Origin of the sequence: Chelatococcus sp. GCM10030263 (genome assembly GCF_042666455.1) — a bacterium.
GTDB lineage: Bacteria > Pseudomonadota > Alphaproteobacteria > Rhizobiales > Beijerinckiaceae > Chelatococcus.
The window spans coordinates 926977-943433 of sequence record NZ_JBHTDB010000005.1 but is presented as its reverse complement, the minus strand read 5'-3'; the positions used below and the strand labels follow the sequence as shown (position 1 = coordinate 943433).

General features: G+C 66.1%; 13 protein-coding genes. 7 read left to right on the top strand and 6 right to left on the bottom strand.

Going from position 1 to position 16457, the window contains the following annotated elements:
* Positions 1–52 precede the first annotated feature (52 nt).
* The 3 genes from ACFQU1_RS14545 to ACFQU1_RS14535 all read right to left on the bottom strand — a co-directional run bounded on the left by ACFQU1_RS14545 (position 53) and on the right by ACFQU1_RS14535 (position 3373).
* Positions 53–820, bottom strand: a complete 768-nt coding sequence (locus ACFQU1_RS14545; protein ID WP_378133703.1) for an SDR family NAD(P)-dependent oxidoreductase — start codon at positions 818–820, stop codon at positions 53–55.
* Positions 817–2124, bottom strand: a complete 1308-nt coding sequence (hisD, locus tag ACFQU1_RS14540) for a histidinol dehydrogenase (protein ID WP_378133700.1) — start codon at positions 2122–2124, stop codon at positions 817–819. The genes ACFQU1_RS14545 and hisD overlap by 4 nt, the downstream gene beginning before the upstream one ends.
* A 298-nt stretch (positions 2125–2422) precedes the next feature.
* Positions 2423–3373, bottom strand: a complete 951-nt coding sequence (locus ACFQU1_RS14535) for a LysR family transcriptional regulator (protein ID WP_378133698.1) — start codon at positions 3371–3373, stop codon at positions 2423–2425.
* 307 nt (positions 3374–3680) lie between these two features.
* Here ACFQU1_RS14535 and ACFQU1_RS14530 point away from each other — a divergent pair, with 307 nt between their 5' ends.
* From ACFQU1_RS14530 to ACFQU1_RS14520, 3 genes are all read left to right on the top strand, one after another.
* On the top strand, positions 3681–4709 hold the full coding sequence (locus ACFQU1_RS14530) for an aldo/keto reductase (RefSeq protein WP_378133696.1): 1029 nt from the start codon (positions 3681–3683) through the stop codon (positions 4707–4709).
* A gap of 15 nt (positions 4710–4724) precedes the next feature.
* Positions 4725–5933 carry an MFS transporter gene (locus ACFQU1_RS14525; RefSeq protein WP_378133694.1) on the top strand — a complete coding sequence of 403 codons (1209 nt, stop codon included), beginning with the start codon at positions 4725–4727 and terminating at the stop codon, positions 5931–5933.
* A 105-nt stretch (positions 5934–6038) separates the two neighbouring features.
* Positions 6039–6590, top strand: a complete 552-nt coding sequence (locus ACFQU1_RS14520; RefSeq protein ID WP_378133692.1) for a flavin reductase family protein — start codon at positions 6039–6041, stop codon at positions 6588–6590.
* A 9-nt stretch (positions 6591–6599) separates the two neighbouring features.
* On the opposite strand, the gene ACFQU1_RS14515 is transcribed toward ACFQU1_RS14520, so the two are convergent.
* The 3 genes from ACFQU1_RS14515 to ACFQU1_RS14505 form a co-directional block, all read right to left on the bottom strand.
* Positions 6600–7436 (bottom strand): ATP-dependent Clp protease proteolytic subunit, encoded by an 837-nt coding sequence (locus ACFQU1_RS14515; RefSeq protein ID WP_378133690.1) that lies wholly within the window; start codon positions 7434–7436, stop codon positions 6600–6602.
* The gene (locus tag ACFQU1_RS14510) at positions 7433–8713 is read right to left on the bottom strand and encodes a hypothetical protein (protein WP_378133688.1); all 1281 of its coding nucleotides are present in this window, start codon (positions 8711–8713) and stop codon (positions 7433–7435) included. The genes ACFQU1_RS14515 and ACFQU1_RS14510 overlap by 4 nt, the downstream gene beginning before the upstream one ends.
* Before the next feature lie 1071 nt (positions 8714–9784).
* Complete coding sequence (locus ACFQU1_RS14505) at positions 9785–10720, bottom strand: DMT family transporter (RefSeq protein WP_378134072.1); 936 nt, start codon at positions 10718–10720, stop codon at positions 9785–9787.
* Positions 10721–11055: 335 nt separating this feature from the next.
* On the opposite strand from ACFQU1_RS14505, the gene ACFQU1_RS14500 reads away from it, so the two are divergent.
* From ACFQU1_RS14500 to ACFQU1_RS14485, 4 genes are all read left to right on the top strand, one after another.
* Positions 11056–12585, top strand: coding sequence for a PAS domain S-box protein (locus ACFQU1_RS14500; RefSeq protein ID WP_378133686.1), 1530 nt, complete (start codon positions 11056–11058; stop codon positions 12583–12585).
* A 178-nt stretch (positions 12586–12763) separates the two neighbouring features.
* The gene (locus ACFQU1_RS14495) at positions 12764–13051 is read left to right on the top strand and encodes a circadian clock KaiB family protein (RefSeq protein WP_378133684.1); all 288 of its coding nucleotides are present in this window, start codon (positions 12764–12766) and stop codon (positions 13049–13051) included.
* On the top strand, positions 13048–14526 hold the full coding sequence (gene kaiC / locus ACFQU1_RS14490) for a circadian clock protein KaiC (protein ID WP_378133682.1): 1479 nt from the start codon (positions 13048–13050) through the stop codon (positions 14524–14526). The genes ACFQU1_RS14495 and kaiC overlap by 4 nt, the downstream gene beginning before the upstream one ends.
* 41 nt (positions 14527–14567) lie before the next feature.
* Positions 14568–16439 carry a response regulator gene (locus ACFQU1_RS14485; RefSeq protein WP_378133680.1) on the top strand — a complete coding sequence of 624 codons (1872 nt, stop codon included), beginning with the start codon at positions 14568–14570 and terminating at the stop codon, positions 16437–16439.
* The last annotated feature ends 18 nt before the right edge of the window (positions 16440–16457 follow it).

Below are 16457 nucleotides of genomic sequence, written 5' to 3'. Positions count from 1 at the left end.
GGAGAGGGGTAACCCCTCCGGACAGAGGCGGCGGCTGGGGGGAGCCGCCGCCTCACTCGGCCGTCCAGCCGCCGTCGACGAGAAGAGCCGTCCCGGTAATCAGCCGCGCGGCATCGGAGGCCAGGAAGACGACGGGCCCCATCAAGTCCTCGATTTCGCCGAGCCGGCCGAGCTTGATCTTCGACAAGACGAACTGTTTGAACACTTCGTCTTCGAAGAAGGGCCGCGTCATGTCGGTGACGATGAAGGTCGGGCATAGCGAATTGACGCGGATGCCAGCCGGCCCGAACTCGATCGCCATCGCCTTGGTCAAGCCTTCGATCGCGTGTTTCGAGGCGCAATAGATCGTTCGGCCGGCGCCCCCCACATGCCCCATTTGCGAGGACATGTGGATGATGGAGCCGGGCCGGCCGGCGGCGACGAGCCCCTTGGCGACGCTCTGCGCCACGAAATAGGCAGCGCGCAGATTGAGGTCCATCACCGCATCGAAATCGTCGCGACTGACCTCCGTCATCGGCTTCGGCCGATTGGTGCCGGCATTATTGACGAGGATGTCGAAGGGCCCGGCAGCAGCGATCGTCTCGGCGGCGGTCTCGATGTCGGTCACGTCGAGGCGCAGGGCGGAGGCGGAATAGCCCGCCTCGCGCAAGGCGCCCGCAGCCGCCTCGATCTCGGCGGCCGACCGGGCGGCGAGCACGACCTCCGCACCCGCCTCGGCGAGCGCCGTGGCAGCGGCAAGCCCGATGCCCCGGCCGGCGCCCGTCACGAGCGCGCGCCGCCCGTCGAGGCGAAAGGAAGGCGTCTTGGGCAGCGCAATCATTCCGCGGCCTCCCCATAGGCGACATTGCGGCCGCCGTAGCGGCGCACCCGCACATTGGCCTGTTCGGCATGGCCGACGAAGCCTTCGAGCATGCACAGGCGCGAGCAATATTCACCGATCTTGGCGGAGGCCTCGTCGGTCGTCACCTTCTGCCAGGTGCATGTCTTCATGAATTTGCCGACCCAGAGCCCGCCCGTATAGCGCGCCGCCTTCTTGGTCGGCAGCGTGTGGTTCGTGCCGATCACCTTGTCGCCATAGGCGACATTGGTGCGCGGCCCGAGGAAGAGCGCGCCGTAATTCGTCATAGTGTCACGGAACCAGTCGTCCCGGTCCGTCATGACCTGCACATGCTCGGAAGCGATGCGGTCGGCCTCGGCCAGCATGTCCTCGTAGCCGTCGCAGACGATGACCTCGCCATAGTCGTTCCAGGCCGTGCGCGCCACATCGCCGGTCGGCAGCACCAACAAGAGCCGCTCCACTTCGGCCATGGTCTCGCGGGCGAGCTTTTCGGAATTGGTGATGAGCACCGCCGGCGACGTCGGGCCGTGCTCGGCCTGCCCGAGGAGGTCGGTCGCGCAGATCTCGGCGTCGACGGTCTCGTCGGCGATGACAAGGGTCTCGGTCGGACCGGCGAAGAGATCGATGCCAACGCGGCCGAAGAGCTGGCGCTTGGCCTCGGCGACATAGGCGTTGCCGGGACCGACGAGCATGTCGACCGGGCGGATGCTCTGGGTGCCGATCGCCATGGCGGCGACCGCCTGGACGCCGCCGAGCACGAGGATCTCGTCCGCCCCGCCCATGCTCATCGCCGCGACAATCGCCGGATGGGGCGCCCCGCGATGCGGCGGCGCGGAAGCGATGACGCGCTTGACCCCGGCCACCTTGGCGGTGACGACGCTCATATGAGCGGAGGCGACCATGGGATAGCGCCCGCCCGGCACATAGCAGCCGACCGCATTCACCGGAATGTGGCGATGACCGAGGATGACGCCCGGCATGGTCTCGACTTCGAGATCCTGCATGCTGGCCCTCTGCCTCTCGGCGAAGCCGCGCACCTGCGCCTGGGCGAAGGCGATATCGTCGCGATCGCGCGGCGCGACCTGATCCATCGCGGCACGAATGTCGGCCGGCGACAGGAAGAACTCCTTAGGGCTCCAGCCGTCGAATTTTTCCGACAGCTCGCGCACCGCCTGGTCGCCGCGAGCCTCGACGTCGGCGAGAATCGTCTCGACTGTCTCACGCACCTTGCGATCGACCTCCGCACGGGCGGCGGCGTCCTTGCCCTGTTTCAAATAGCGGCCCATGAACGGCCTCCCCTACTGATGTGGAACACGCGCATATGAATACGCGCCTGGAGTGGCGGCTTTCGTGACGGCGCCAGCCGGCCCGCGAGATTCGCGGATCGACGCATCGCCACACTCTGCGCACGGAAACACGCCGCCTCCGGAATGCGCGACGCGTCCCGGCTGCAGCGTGGAACTCCCGGACATCTAATACGGTCCCGGGGGTCTACGAAATGATATGATCTAACCGGAGCGATCAAGATTTCTGATCGGGCCATGCAAGGCGGATGCGCAGCCTTCAAGGCCGCGATGGGAATGGCTAGCGGTGCAAAGCGGCGGCGGCGGAGACAGGCTGATGGCCGGTCTCGGCGGACAGGAGGCCCAGCCTTGCCATCTCGACGAAGGCACGCAGCTTCGGCTGGTTGCGGCTGGAGCGCGGAAAGCAGATGAACAAGGCGTCCCGTGCCGGCGCGAAGGGCACGAGCACGGGCTCGAGCAGGCCCGCCGCCACTTCCGCGGCGGCGAGCAGGCTCGCGGTATAAATGAGGCCCATGCCCGCCAGCGCAAGCGACCGCAGCAAGGATGCATCGTTGACGAGGATGGAGCCGGGCGGGTCGATCGTCAGGGCCTGGCCGTCGCGCTCGAATTCCCACCGATAGACCTTGCCGTTGCCCGGCAGGCGGAAGCGAACGCATTCGTGACGGGCGAGATCCTCGGGCACGAGCGGCCGGCCGTGAGTGGCGAAATAGCCGGGCGAGCCCAGAACCACCCAGCTGAAAGCCGGCGACGCGCGCACTGCCACCATGTCGCCGTCGATGAATTCGCCGATGCGGATGCCCGCGTCATAGCCGCCCCCGACCACCTCGACCTGTCCGTCGTCGACGGCGATCTCCACCTTCACGTCCGGATAGGCACGGCGAAAGGCGGGCAGGATCGGCTCCATCACATGCGGCAGGGCCATGCGATGGACCAGGAGCCGCAGGGTCCCGGAAGGCTGGGCTCGCAACCGCGTCAGGTCGTCGAGCGTGCTCGTGATCGTCTCGGCGGCCGGCCGCAGTTGTGCGAGAAGCGTCTCGCCGGCCTCGGTGAGGGCGATGCGGCGGGTGGTCCTGTGAAAGAGCGGCAGACCGAGCCGTCGCTCCAGCGCATGCAAAGCTTGGCTCACGGCGCCCGGCGTGACGCCGAGTTCGGTCGCTGCCCCCCGAAAGCTGCCGCGCCGAACGATCGCCAGGAATTCCGACAGGCCGTCGAAGGGATCTGCGCGTGCCATCGGACTGATCAGCCCTTCTAAACAGACGATCTCGTCACATAGCGTTCTGCGCTAAACGATGCAAATGATAGCGCTTGTCTGCCAGTCCTCATCGCACTGCCGTGATTGTTTAGCTGTCCTAAATGGCGTGTGGAGCAGAGCGGCGGTTATCAGGCCTCCAACACGGCCTACATTCTCGGCAGCCAGAAGGCCGACCTCTTCCGGCCGAAGCGCCGGCTCGAACCGACGCGGTTCACACAGCTCAAGCAACCGGACGAACCGGACGGCGATCGCCGCTCCGGACGTCCTCATTCGACGAGGTGATGTCATGCGCTACAAGACTTTGGGCGGCACGGGCCTGCTCGTGTCGGAGATGTGCCTCGGCACCATGACCTTCGGCGGGCGCGGCGGCCAATGGACCGCGATCGGCACGCTCGACCAATCCGTCGCCGACGGCATCGTGGCGCGCGCGCTCGATGCGGGCGTCAATTTCATCGACACCGCGGATGTCTATTCCGAGGGCCTTTCGGAAGAGATCACCGGGCGGGCGATCGTCAATTCGGGCCGCAAGCGCTCGGATATCGTGCTCGCCACGAAGGCGCTGGGCGTGGTCGGGCAAGGGCCGAACGACCGCGGAGCCTCGCGCGGCCACATCATGGATGCGGTCAAGGCCAGCCTGAAGCGCCTCGGCACCGACTACATCGATCTCTATCAGATCCATGGTCTGGACCGCGTCACGCCGATCGAGGAGACGGTACGCGCGCTCGACGACCTCGTCCGGCAGGGCCATGTGCGCTATGTCGGCGTGTCCAACTGGTCGGCCTGGACCATCATGAAGGCGCTCGGCATCGCCGAGAAGCAGGGCTGGGCGCGGCTTGCGACACTGCAGGCCTATTACACCATCGCCGGCCGCGATCTGGAGCGCGAGATCGCCCCACTTCTCGAAGCCGAGCGTCTCGGCCTGATGGTCTGGAGCCCCCTCGCCGGTGGTCTCCTTTCCGGCAAATACGACCGCGACGGCAACGGCCCGGAAGGCGCGCGTCGCGCCTCCTTCGATTTCCCGCCCGTGAACAAGGACCGCGCCTTCGCCTGCATCGATTCGATGCGCAAGATCGGCGAGGCGCACGGCGTTTCGGTGGCGCGCATCGCGCTCGCCTGGCTGCTGCACCGGCCCTTCGTCATGTCGGTGATCATCGGTGCCAAGACGATCGAGCAGCTCGACGACAATCTCGCCGCGACCGAGATCAAGCTGACTGCAGAGGAGATGCAGCGGCTCGACCAGGTGAGCGCGCTGCCGCCGGAATATCCGGGCTGGATGATCGAGCGCCAGGGCGCCAATCGCCTGCCGCCCGAGTGATCCGGTGATTTTTCTATGCATGATCGTGTAAGCGTGAAGGCGGGAGCGGCCCAGGTTGGTGGGCCCTCCCCGTGGCTGGTGACGGTGATCGCGGTCGCGACCGGCGCCCTCGTTGCCAATCTCTATTATGCGCAACCGCTGATCGCCTCGATCGCGCCGGAGATCGGTGTCAGCCCCGATCTCGCGGGCTCGGTCGTCAGCATCGGCCAGATCGGCTACGGGGTCGGGCTGTTCCTGCTCGTCTCGCTCGCCGATCTCATCGAGAACAAGCGGCTCGTGCTGACGACGGTCGCGCTCACGATCGTGGGGCTCATCGGCGCGGCCGTATCGACGGCGGCGGCGCCGTTCTTCGCCGCCGCCTTCCTCATCGGCCTCTCTTCGACGGGCGCGCAGGTGCTTCTGCCCTTCGTCGCCCATCTCGTGCCGGAGGCGCGCCGCGGGCGTGTTCTCGGCAATGTCATGGCCGGCCTCCTCACGGGCATCATGCTGGCGCGGCCGCTTTCACTGTTCATCGCCGCGAGTTTCGGCTGGCGGGCTGTGTTCTGGTGCTCGGCAGCGCTCATGGTCGCGATCGGCCTGACGCTCGCGCGCATGATGCCGCGGCATCGGCCACGCTCCGGCCTGCATTACGGCGAGATCCTCGCTTCCATGGCCGGGCTTCTGCGCGGCATGCCGGTGCTGCGCCGCCGTGCCGTTTATCAGGGGCTGATGTTCGCGGCTTTCAACATGTTCTGGACGGCAGCGCCGATCATGCTGGCGGATCGCTTCCACCTGAGCCAGCAAGGCATCGGCCTTTTCGCGCTCGCCGGCGCCGGCGGCGCGCTCGCCGCGCCCGTCGTCGGGCGCCTTGCGGACCGCGGCTTCCTGCGCAGCTTGACCGTCGGGGCCATGGCCGTGCTCGGCCTTTCCTTCTATGCGACGGGCTGGGCCGCCGCGGCTGGCGCGCTCGTTGCCCTCGTCCTTCTCACGGTACTCCTCGATGCGGCCGTGCAGACCAACCAGATCACGAGCCAGCGCATCATCTTCGCCGTTCCGGCGGAGAAGCGAGGCCGGGTCAATGCGATCTACATGACCGTCGTCTTCATCGGCGGTGCGCTCGGCTCCATGCTCGGCACGCTGACTTATCACGCCGGCGGCTGGACGGGCACGGCAACCGCCGGCGGCGCCATCGGGCTCCTCGCGCTCATTCTCTTTGCGACGGAGAGGGTGAGCTCACGCCGCTGACGGCGCTTTGGGCGGGTTCTTCTCTCAAGCGCTGTTCCGGGCGAACCAAAGATGCGAGCCGGAGCGATCGATCCTCCGTAGGGAAGAACATGCCGGAGATCTGCCATGCAGGAGATGCCCGCCCATAAAGCCTATCGCCTGCTCGAAGCCGGGCCGATCGTCCTGGTGACGACGCACGACGGCGAGCGGCCGAATGTCATGACCATGGGCTTTCACATGGTGGTGCAGCATGCGCCGCCGCTGATCGGCTGCGTGATCGGGCCGTGGGACCACAGCTATGAGGCGCTCACCGCCACCGGCGAATGCGTCATCGCCATCCCGACGGTCGATCTCGCAAAAAAGGTCGTCGACATCGGCAATTGCTCCGGACGGTCCGTCGATAAATTCGCGCAATTCGGCCTGACGGCGCTGCCGGCCCGCGACGTCGCGGCGCCTTTGATTGGCGAATGCCTGGCCAATATCGAGTGCCGGGTGGAGGACACGAGCCTCGTCGAGCGCTACCATCTGTTCATTCTTCGCGCCGTGCGGATCTGGACCGATCCGGACCGCAAGGAGCGGCGCAGGCTCCATCACAACGGCGACGGCACCTTCACCGTCGATGGCCGCACCATCGATCTCAGGGAACGCATGGTCCTGTGGAAGCAGTTCCAGGACTGAGGCTGCCTCTCAGCTGCGCTTGGCTGCGGCTGCAGGCGCGGGAGCGGCGCCGCTCGCGAGCTTGAGGCTCTCGAGTTCCTCCGGCGTGAAATAGAACATCCTTTCGGGCGGCGTTTCCATGGCATGAATCCAGACGCGCGGGTCGACGCCCATGGCGACGAGGTGGCGCTGGCATTCCGCCGAAACCCGCTGCGCCTCGGCAAAGCCGTCTTCCCGCTTGAGCGGAGACGGCGCATTCGCCGGCGCGATAGCAAAGACCTGGTGGACGCCGATGGCAGCCCCCTTCTCGGCGATGCGGCGAACACCGCCGGCGAAGACGAGCGGGCAGGATGATGCGCAAAGGCCCTTCGCATTGATCTCGGTGTCCAGGCCCTTGTCGCGGATCAGGCGGGCGATCGCGAGCGCGTCCTGCACCGAACCGCCCGGCGAGTTCAGGACGACGGTCTTGACGTAATCGCCGCGCTTGTCGATTTCCGCCTTGAAGCGGTCGGCGGTGCCGGGCGTGATCGCACCGGTCGCCTCCATCCGGCCACCCGCCACGAGCTCGATCGTCATCGGCTTGCGCAGGTCGTCCGTCGGCGTGCGGCCGGAACGCTTATCGCCGGGCGTGTCGACGTCACGGCGGACCGACGGCAGAAAGGGCTGCACGTCGGGCGTTTCGCCCGGCAGAAGCGTCGGCACGTTTCGCGCCTGATCCTGCATGCGCTCGGCGAGGTCGTAGCCGAGTACCACGACCGTCAGCGCGATCAGCGCGTGAAACACGGCGCGCAGCACCGTCTCGTCCGGGCGCGCGCCGAGGAGGCGGCGCCACCACGGCAGCGATGGCTCGGGGGTGGCGACGCTCATTCCTTTTTCGTGCCCCAGGCTGTTGGAAGCGGTGTCACACGCGGGTCGGCGCTCGCCGCGGCCTCGTCGTCGGAAACGACGGCCGCGCCTGGGCCGGCCACGGCCAGGCGCTCCTCGTCCATCTGGCGCAGCAGGCGTGTGGCGGTCATGAGCTCGGCCGCGGTCATGGTCTCGGCATCGGCGGGGTCGGCCTCGCGGCGGATCGCGGCATGGACCACGCAGAGGATGAGGACGAGCACCGCCGGCAGGAGGTCGATCGATATGGCGCCGGCCCAGCTCGGCATGAAGTCGCCGGCATAGCGCAGCACGGCCTCGGCGCTGGAAAGCGGCTGGAACCGGGCAGGCTCCACCGGGCCGCTGCCGATGATCGCCTGGGCGGCCTGTGACAGCGCGTTCGCCTGCGCGGCCACCGCTTTTTCGACATTGTCGACTACCGCGGTCTGCCGGCCGGCGAGATCGGCGGTCCGTCCATCCGCGGCAGGAGCGATGAAGCCCGTCGCCAGATCGTCGGCAGCGCGTTTGACGGCAGGCGCCATCGAGGTCTGTTCGAGCGCGGCGACCGTGCCGACGAGCTTCAAGGCCTCGGAGCCGAAAGCGTCGCTCCGCCCCTTGATGTCGCCCTGCCCCGAGACGAATTCGCGCATCCTGGCGATCTGCGTGCCGCCGTCCGCATAGAGCTGCTTCGAACGTTCAGCGCTCTCCGTCACCTGGCGTCCGAGATCGTCGAGCTGGCCCGCCATCTGGCTCAAGAGCTGCACAACCGTGCCCGAGCCGCCCGTGCCGGTCAGCGCGCCGCCACGCTCAGCCTCGGCGAGGCGGGCAAAGCGCGTGGAGGCGAGCTGGATGTCCGGCAGCAGGCTCTGCGCCGCGAGCGCCCGGTTATGGGCGGTGTCGAGGTCGCGCGTATAGGCCTGCAGCGTCACCGCGAGATGCTGCTCGATGGCCGCGGAGCCGGCGAGCGCCGCCGCATTCAGCCACGACGACATGGCGACGATCATCAGCGAGCCGAGCACCATGGCGGCGCCCAGCCAGAGCCGGCTTCCCACGTCATGCACATGCGGCAGAAAGCGCATGAGGAACGACCAGAAGGCATAGATCGCGACGGAGACGGCGCTCGAATAGATGAGCGCCGCGAAGAAGGTGATGAGGGCGGAGCCGTCGAGCAGATCGCGCACGCCGAGATAGGTATAGACGCCCGAGGCCAACGCCAGCACGCCGAGCGTGATGCGCATGGTGAGATCGATGCCGGCGACGCCGTCGCGGAGCGCTGAGGCCATAGGGGAAACTCTGAACAGCTGCAGGAGAGAATTTCTACGACAGTAGCGATATTTATGCCAGGATTATGACGCGCTTCCTGACCTTCGGACGAAGCCGCCGCGACCAAGCTTGAGCTTGACGACGTTCAGCTTTTTTACTTTTTCGAGACGACGCGGCGAGGGGATCGACCGCCGCCCGCTTTCACGCGACTATGCGCGGCCGATCGGGGCGGATCCCACTCCGCGGCATTGGCGTGTCCGGGAGAAGGAGGTCAGATGCCTGGTTTTCTCTGTGCGGCTTGCGGCGTGCAATATCCCGACGGCGAGACACCGCCGGCGCGCTGCTTCATCTGCGAGGACGAGCGGCAATTCGTGCCCAAGACCGGTCAGCGCTGGCTGACGCCGGAGGAGCTGGCTGCGGGCCATTGCAATATGGTCCGCGCACTGCGGCCGGACCTGATGGGCGTGAGCACCGTGCCCTCCTTCGCCATCGGACAACGGGCGCTCCTCTTGCGGACGCCCTCCGGCAATGTGCTATGGGACTGCATCAGCCTGCTCGATCCGGCGACGATCGACATCATCCAGGGGCTCGGCGGCTTGAAGGCGGTCGCGATCTCGCATCCGCATTACTACAGCGTGATGGCGCAGTGGGGCCGGGTGTTCGACTGCCCGGTGCTGGTTCACGCCGCCGACCGCGACTGGGTGGCGCAGCCCGACCCCTGCCTCGACTTCTGGGAGGGCGAGAGCCGGGAGATCCTGCCCGGCGTCGTCCTGCACCGGCTGGGCGGCCATTTTCCGGGGGCGGCCGTGCTCCATTGGGCGGAGCGGCGGCTGCTCCTGTCGGGCGATACGGCGCTCGTGATGCCGGACCGCCAGCATGTCTCCTTCATGTGGTCCTATCCGAACCAGGTGCCGCTGCCGGCGGCCGAGGTCGAGCGCATCGCCGCGCGCTTGGCGACGCTTGATTTCGATGCGATCTACGCCGGCTTCTGGGATCGCGAGATCGAACAGGGCGCCAAGGCGGCCGTCGCGCGTTCCTCGGCGCGCTATGTCCAGGCGTCGCGGGACCTGAGCCGTTGCGGTGACGCATCGTCAGCGCCTGGCGGCGCCGCCGGATTGCATGATCCGCTTCAAGAGGCGTCCGTCGATCGCGGCGAGCCCCGCGCCGATGAGCGCCATGCCGAGGAAGTGATTGGCATCGAGCCTCTCGCCCAGCACGAACGAGCCGAGCAGGATCGCGCCGACGGGATTGAGGAAGGTCACGAGCAGCAGGTTTGTCGCGCCGGCGCTCGCCAGAAGCCGGAAATAGATGACATAGGCGAGCGCGGTGGAGAGCACGGCGAAGCATAGGATGGCGCCGGAGGCCGTGAGGCTCGGCGTGGGAAGCGTCCAAGGCCGGTCGACGAGAAGCGCGACGGGCACCAGCATCACCGACGAGGCGGTGACCTGGCCCATGGCCGTCACCATCGGCGCGACAGCCATGCCCTTGAAGCGTCGCCCGTAAACTCCGGCGAAGGCATAGACGATCGATGCCAGGAGCACCGCGAGCTGCGCCAGCACATTGGTGCCGATGCCCTTCAGCGCCTCCGGCCCGATCATCAGCACGACGCCGGCGAGGCCGATCAAGACACCCGCGGCGCGATTGGCGGTCATCTTTTCATCGCGCGTCAGAAAATGCGCCACCACGACGGTGGAGAGCGGGGTCGTTGCATTCAGAATGGCCGCGAGCCCCGAGGCGATATGCGTCTGGCCCCAGGCAATCAGCGAAAAGGGAATGGCGTTGTTCAGGAGGCCCATGCCGAAGAACGCCGCCCAGACGGCGCGGCTGCGCGGCACCTCCAGCCCACAGGCCCGTACGACGATGTTGAGGACCACGGCTGCGATGCCGACGCGCAGCGCAACGACCGTGAAGGGCGGGAGCTCCTTGAGGGCAACGCCCGCGAAGAAGAACGAGCCGCCCCAGAGCACCGAAAGTGCGAGCAGCATGGCCCACTCGCGCGCCGTCATGGTCCGGTTGATGTGAGGCATGTCCCTGCGCACGATGTGGATTCCCAGGCACTGTAACAAAATGCTGCGACGCGAGGCTGCAATCTTGGCCGGCGCCGAAGTTTTCCGCCACTCCGTTTCCTGCGGTGGAATTCCGAACCGGCGCAAATCGCCGAAAAGCCACCTAGCGTGGCGCGAAACCGCCCGGCACGACGCTCTTGCGTGGTGCGGGGCAATCGCTATATCGCGCTGCCGCTCGCCATTTGGCGCAGGCGCGCGAGGTCATTTGGTGCAAAACTACCAGGCCCCTGGTCCACAGGAACCAAGCCGGCCGACGCTGCGTTCCATCAACGAGCAGCAAAGGTCGAGGTCTATGAATGGATCAGGTTGTTGATCACGGGTTTCGGGATCCAAATCAGTTCGAGCAGATCATCTCCTGCCTGAGGGAAGGAGTATTGGTCCTCGACGAGTATGGCGATCTTGTCTGGGTCAACGATGCTGCGCTGCAATTGCATGGAGCCGAGGCGGAGAGCGAGCTTGGCGAGACCTGGCAGGACTATGCGCAGCGATTCGAGCTACGCTACAGGAACAACCACCGTCTGCCGGCAGAGGCCTATCCCATGGCGCGGGCCCTCGCCGGCGAGAACCTGCGGGACATCGTGGTGGAGGTGCGAAAGGCCGGGGAGGAAGATCCGGTCTGGACGCATTCCGTCTGCAGCCTGCGCCTGGCCGGATCTTCTTCGGGCCCCCGGCGGATCGTTCTCCTCATCACGGATCTGACCGAGCAATATCGCGCCGAACGGCGGTTCGAGAGCGCCTTCAACGCTAATCCGGCGCCCGCCATCATCTGCCGGCTGTCGGACCTGCGCTATGTCCGGGTCAATGCGGGCTTCCTGGAGATGACGGGCTATGCGCGCGAGGAGGTGGTCGGCCGCTCGGCCTATGAGCTCGATGTGCTCGCCGACGCCGAAAAGCGGGAACTCGCGCTCGAGCGCCTCAAGCAGGGCCGCACGGTTCCGCAGATGGAATCCTGCATCCAGCTCCATGACGGAGCGAAGAAATTCGTCATCGTGGCTGGTGAACCCATCCAGATCGGCGCGGAAGGCTGCATGCTGTTCACCTTCACCGATCTCGATCCGCTGAAGAAAACCGAGCTTGCGCTGCGGCACAGCGAGGAACGCTTCTCGAAATCCTTCCACCTGTCCCCGGTGCCGCAGACGATCGCGCTGCTGAAGGGCTTCAAGATCACGGAGGTCAACCGGGCCTTCCGCGAGAAGACCGGCTACACGGACGAGGAGGTCATCGGACGTAGCGCGCGGGAGCTCGTGCTATGGGACGACGGGGCAGCACAACGGCAGATCGAGGACGCTATCGCACGGACGGGGAGCATCGACGGCATCGATATGAAGATGCGGACCAAGGACGGTGCGACGATCGATTGCCTCACCTCCGCCGTGACTGTCACCATCAATAATGAATCCTGCGTCCTGTGGGTCATTCAAGACATTGGCGACCGCAAACGCTCCGAAGACGAGTTGATGACGGCCATCGAGGCGGTCATGGAAGACACGTCCTGGTTCAGCAGGACCGTGGTCGAGAAGCTCGCCGGGTTGCGCCGTGCAACGAGCCCGCTACCGCCCTCCGCCGAACTCGACGAGCTCACGGAGCGCGAGCGCGACATTCTCGACCTGATCTGCCAAGGCCAAAGCGACGAAGCGATGAGCAAGACGCTCGGCCTGTCGCGAAACACCATTCGCAACCACATCTCGTCGCTCTATCGCAAGATCGGCGTCAATCGCCGGTCGGCGGCGATCATCTGGGCGCGCGAACGCGGCGTAACCGGACGCGACACCATCCCGCGCCGGAAAAGCCACGCGGGAACGGGCTCCAAAGAGGCAAGAAAGTGATCAACGTACCAAGGTGATTGGTAGTTCCTAATCTTGTTTTGCGAAAAAAATATCGTGATGGTGTCTTGAGCCGCGTCGATGAGCGTCATCACGCAAGCCCGCGCCCCCGGCCAGCACCAGGCTCGCCGAAAGCGCTCGGTTGAGCGAGACCTCAATGCCGAAAGGAATACGGGTCCAAGTGGGCGAGTTCTTGCTTCGGCTCTACATCTCAGGGGACACCGCGAGCTCGCGCCGGGCGAAGGAGAACCTCTCCCGTCTGCGCGAGAGCACTCTGGGCTCCCGTTGGACCGTCGATGTGATCGACGTCCTCACCGCCCCTCAGCGCGCTGAGGAGGCCGGCATCCTGGCGACCCCAACCCTGTCCTATGACCATCCGGCCGGTCCGAAGCGGATCATCGGCGACCTCAGCGATGCGACCAGGATCCTGCGGTTTCTCGGCATCGAAGCGAAGGAAGAGAACGCATGACCGAGGAGGAGTTCGAGGTCGCCGGTGTGCTCGAACGCGTGCGGACCGGCGTCGAGGCCTTCGACGAGCTCGTGATGGGCGGCCTGCCGCGGGCGCGAACCACCGTCGTGGCCGGTACCCCGGGGAGTGGCAAGACCGTCTTTGCCACGCAGTTCCTAGCCCAGGGCATCACCACCTATGGTGAGAACGGCGTATTCGTCACCTTTGAAGAGCCGCCCGCCGACATCATCGCGAATATGCGCAGCTTCGGCTGGGACATGGCCAGCTGGCGCAGGCGAAAGTGCCTGGCCTTCGTCGATGCGAGCCCCTCCGACAAGGACGAGCTCGTCATCGGCGAATTCGACCTGAACGCGCTGCTGGCTCGCATTCAGCATGCCGCGCGCAGTGTGAATGCCCAGCGTGTCGTGCTCGATTCGCTCGCCCAGCTCTTCGATCATTTCATCGGCGATCCAAAGCTCTTGCGCCGCGAACTCTTCCGGATCGGGACGGTGCTGAAGAAGGCCGGACTGACGGTGCTGATGACCGCCGAGCGCAACAGCGAATACGGCGAGATCACTCGCCATCGCCTCGAGGAATTCGTGGCCGACAATGTCGTGATCCTGCGCAACGTGCTTTCCAACGAGAAGCGGCGGCGTACGATCGAAGTCCTGAAGATGCGCGGCAGCCACCATGTCGAGGGCGAGGCGCCCTTCACGCTGTTGAGCGACCGCGGCGTCGTCGCCGTGCCGCTCTCGTCGCTCAGGCTCGAACAGCATTCGAGCACGACGCGGGTAACGAGCGGCCACGCGGACATCGACGAGATGTGCGGCGGCGGCTTCTTTCGCGACAGCGTGACCCTCGTCAGCGGCGCGACGGGCACCGGCAAGACCCTGCTCGTCACGAATTTCCTCGGCGGCGGAGTCGCGGCCGGCGAAAAGGCCGTTCTGTTCGGCTTCGAGGAAAGTCGCGGCCAGCTCTTCCGCAACGCTCGCGGATGGGGCGTGGATTTCGAGCAGATGGAAGCCGACGGCAAGCTCAAGGTGATCTGCCTCTATCCCGAGGCCCAGGGTCTGCCTGATCATCTTCTGACGATTCAGGGCATCGTCGACGAGTTCGGACCGACCCGGATTGCCGTCGACAGCCTCTCGGCGCTGGAGCGCATCGCCCCCGATACAGGGTTTCGGGAGTTCCTGATCAGCCTGACGTCCTTCATCAAGAAGCGCGAGATCGCCGGCCTCTGCACGGCGACGAGCAAGTCCTTGATCGGAGGCCAGAGTGTCAGCGAGCAGCATATCTCGACGATGACCGATTCCATCATTCTGCTGCGCTATATCCAGGAGCAGCAGACGATGCACCGTGGCCTGATGGTTCTGAAGATGCGCGGCAGCGAGCACGCCAAGGAAATCCGTCGCTTCACCATCGACGGCGCCGGCATGCATTTCGGCGGCGCCTTTGCCGATGCGCCGGACGTCTTCGCCGGAGGCGATCTGGAGTGAGGTAGGGGCGCAGGCTGAAGGTTTTGCCGCAGGAATCGGTTATGGCGCGTGTTGCACAAGATGCTGACAAGGCGGGCATCAGCCCGAGCGAGATTACCTTTCTGGTCGAAAAGAATGCCGACGGAATTCTGGTCGTCGACGATGCGGGCGTGGTGCTTTTCGCCAACCCCGCCGCCGAACACGTTTTCGGACGGTCCTCCGAGCAGCTTGTAGGCACAGCGGTCGGAATTCCCGCCGTCGACGGCGAAACGGCCGATATCGTGGTGCTCCGTCCCGGCGGCGAAAAGATCGAGGCCGAGATCCGCGTAGTGCAGACGCGGTGGGAGAACCGACCGGCTTGGCTCGCCAGTCTGCGCGACGTATCAGCCCGCCGCCTCGTGGAGGAGCGGATGCGCCACGCCGCCAAGATGGAGGCCATCGGCCGCCTGACGGCCGGCATCGCCCACGACTTCAACAATCTTCTGACCGTCATCATGGGCAATCTGGAGACGGTTCGGCGCCATCGCGGCAACGGCAACGAACGGCTCCTCTCGGCAGCGGACAACGCCATGACCGGCGCGCAGCGGGCCGCCGCCCTGACCGAACGGCTCCTCGCCTTCGCCCGCCGCCGCCCGCTCGCGCCGAAGCCCGTCGACGCCAACCGGCTCGTCTCGGGCATGTCGGATCTCCTCAGCCGCACCCTCGGTGAAAGGATCGAGGTTCAGGCTGTGCTCGGCAAGGATCTTCGCCTGACGCATGCCGATCCGACCGAGCTCGAAGCCGCCCTTCTCAATCTCGCCGTCAATGCCCGCGATGCCATGCCGGACGGCGGCAAGCTGATTATCGAGACAGCCAATGTCGATCTCGACCACACCTATGCAGCCACGCAGGAGGATGCCCAGACCGGCCCGCATGTCCTGATATCCGTCACCGATACGGGTACGGGTATGAGCCGGGAGGTGCTCAGCCGCGCCGTCGAGCCCTTCTTCACGACCAAGGACACGGGCCAGGGCACGGGCCTCGGGCTGAGCCAGGTCTACGGCTTCGTGAACCAGACCGGCGGCCATGTCAGCATCTATAGCGAGCCCGGCCTCGGTACGACTGTGAAGCTTTATCTGCCGAGCTATCAAGGCGCGGAAGAGCCGGCGGTTCAGGCGCCCATCGCCGCGGAAACGCCGGTGAGCAAGGGCGCGGAGCTGATCCTCGTGGTCGAAGACGACGAGGACGTCCGCCGCTATGCGACGGCGAGCCTGCGCGAGCTCGGCTACCGGGTGCTCGAAGCCGATACGGGCGCCGCCGCGCTCGAAATCATCAAATGCGAGCCCGATCTCAAGCTCCTCTTCACCGATCTCGGCCTGCCCGGCGATCTAGACGGTCGCGCGCTTGCCGAACGCGCCCGGCAGAAGCGCCCGATGCTCAAGGTGCTGCTCACCACCGCCTATGCCGGCGGGGCGCTCATCCACGACGGCCGGCTCGATGCGGATATCGAGCTTTTGCCGAAGCCCTTCAGCTACGTCGACCTTAGCCGGCGCGTCCGGCAACTGCTCGATGCGAGCGCGCCCGCCCCTTCCATCCTGGTCGTCGACGACGAGGCGCTGATCCGCATGCTCTGTGCGGATGCGCTGCTGGAGGCAGGCTTCCAAGTGAAGGAGGCGGGAACCAGGCAAGAGGCCTTGCAGGCCATCGAGGCGGCTGGACAGGACCTCGCCGCGGTCGTGCTCGACGTCGGGCTTCCCGATGGGCGCGGCGACGAGCTCGTCGAGCAGATCCGAGCGCTGCGGCCGGAGCTGCCGGTGGTTCTGGCGACCGGGCATGGCGAGAGCAGTCTGCGCCGATCGATCGCTGGCGATCCCTATCTGCGGGTGCTCGGCAAGCCGTTTCAGCCGCAGATGCTGGGCACGATGCTCGTCGAAATGGGTGTCAAGCCATCCTGACGGCGTGCTGCCCAAGGC

Bases quoted from the DNA above. Each gene is read 5' to 3' on its own strand.
- ACFQU1_RS14525 (WP_378133694.1), top strand. From the start codon at position 4,725: ATGCATGATCGTGTAAGCGTGAAGGCGGGAGCGGCCCAGGTTGGTGGG.
- ACFQU1_RS14505 (WP_378134072.1), bottom strand. From the start codon at position 10,720: ATGCCTCACATCAACCGGACCATGACGGCGCGCGAGTGGGCCATGCTG.
- ACFQU1_RS14510 (WP_378133688.1), bottom strand. From the start codon at position 8,713: ATGGCCTCAGCGCTCCGCGACGGCGTCGCCGGCATCGATCTCACCATG.
- hisD (WP_378133700.1), bottom strand. From the start codon at position 2,124: ATGGGCCGCTATTTGAAACAGGGCAAGGACGCCGCCGCCCGTGCGGAG.
- kaiC (WP_378133682.1), top strand. From the start codon at position 13,048: ATGACCGAGGAGGAGTTCGAGGTCGCCGGTGTGCTCGAACGCGTGCGG.
- ACFQU1_RS14545 (WP_378133703.1), bottom strand. From the start codon at position 820: ATGATTGCGCTGCCCAAGACGCCTTCCTTTCGCCTCGACGGGCGGCGC.
- ACFQU1_RS14515 (WP_378133690.1), bottom strand. From the start codon at position 7,436: ATGAGCGTCGCCACCCCCGAGCCATCGCTGCCGTGGTGGCGCCGCCTC.
- ACFQU1_RS14500 (WP_378133686.1), top strand. From the start codon at position 11,056: ATGGATCAGGTTGTTGATCACGGGTTTCGGGATCCAAATCAGTTCGAG.
- ACFQU1_RS14485 (WP_378133680.1), top strand. From the start codon at position 14,568: ATGGCGCGTGTTGCACAAGATGCTGACAAGGCGGGCATCAGCCCGAGC.
- ACFQU1_RS14520 (WP_378133692.1), top strand. From the start codon at position 6,039: ATGCAGGAGATGCCCGCCCATAAAGCCTATCGCCTGCTCGAAGCCGGG.
- ACFQU1_RS14530 (WP_378133696.1), top strand. From the start codon at position 3,681: ATGCGCTACAAGACTTTGGGCGGCACGGGCCTGCTCGTGTCGGAGATG.
- ACFQU1_RS14535 (WP_378133698.1), bottom strand. From the start codon at position 3,373: ATGGCACGCGCAGATCCCTTCGACGGCCTGTCGGAATTCCTGGCGATC.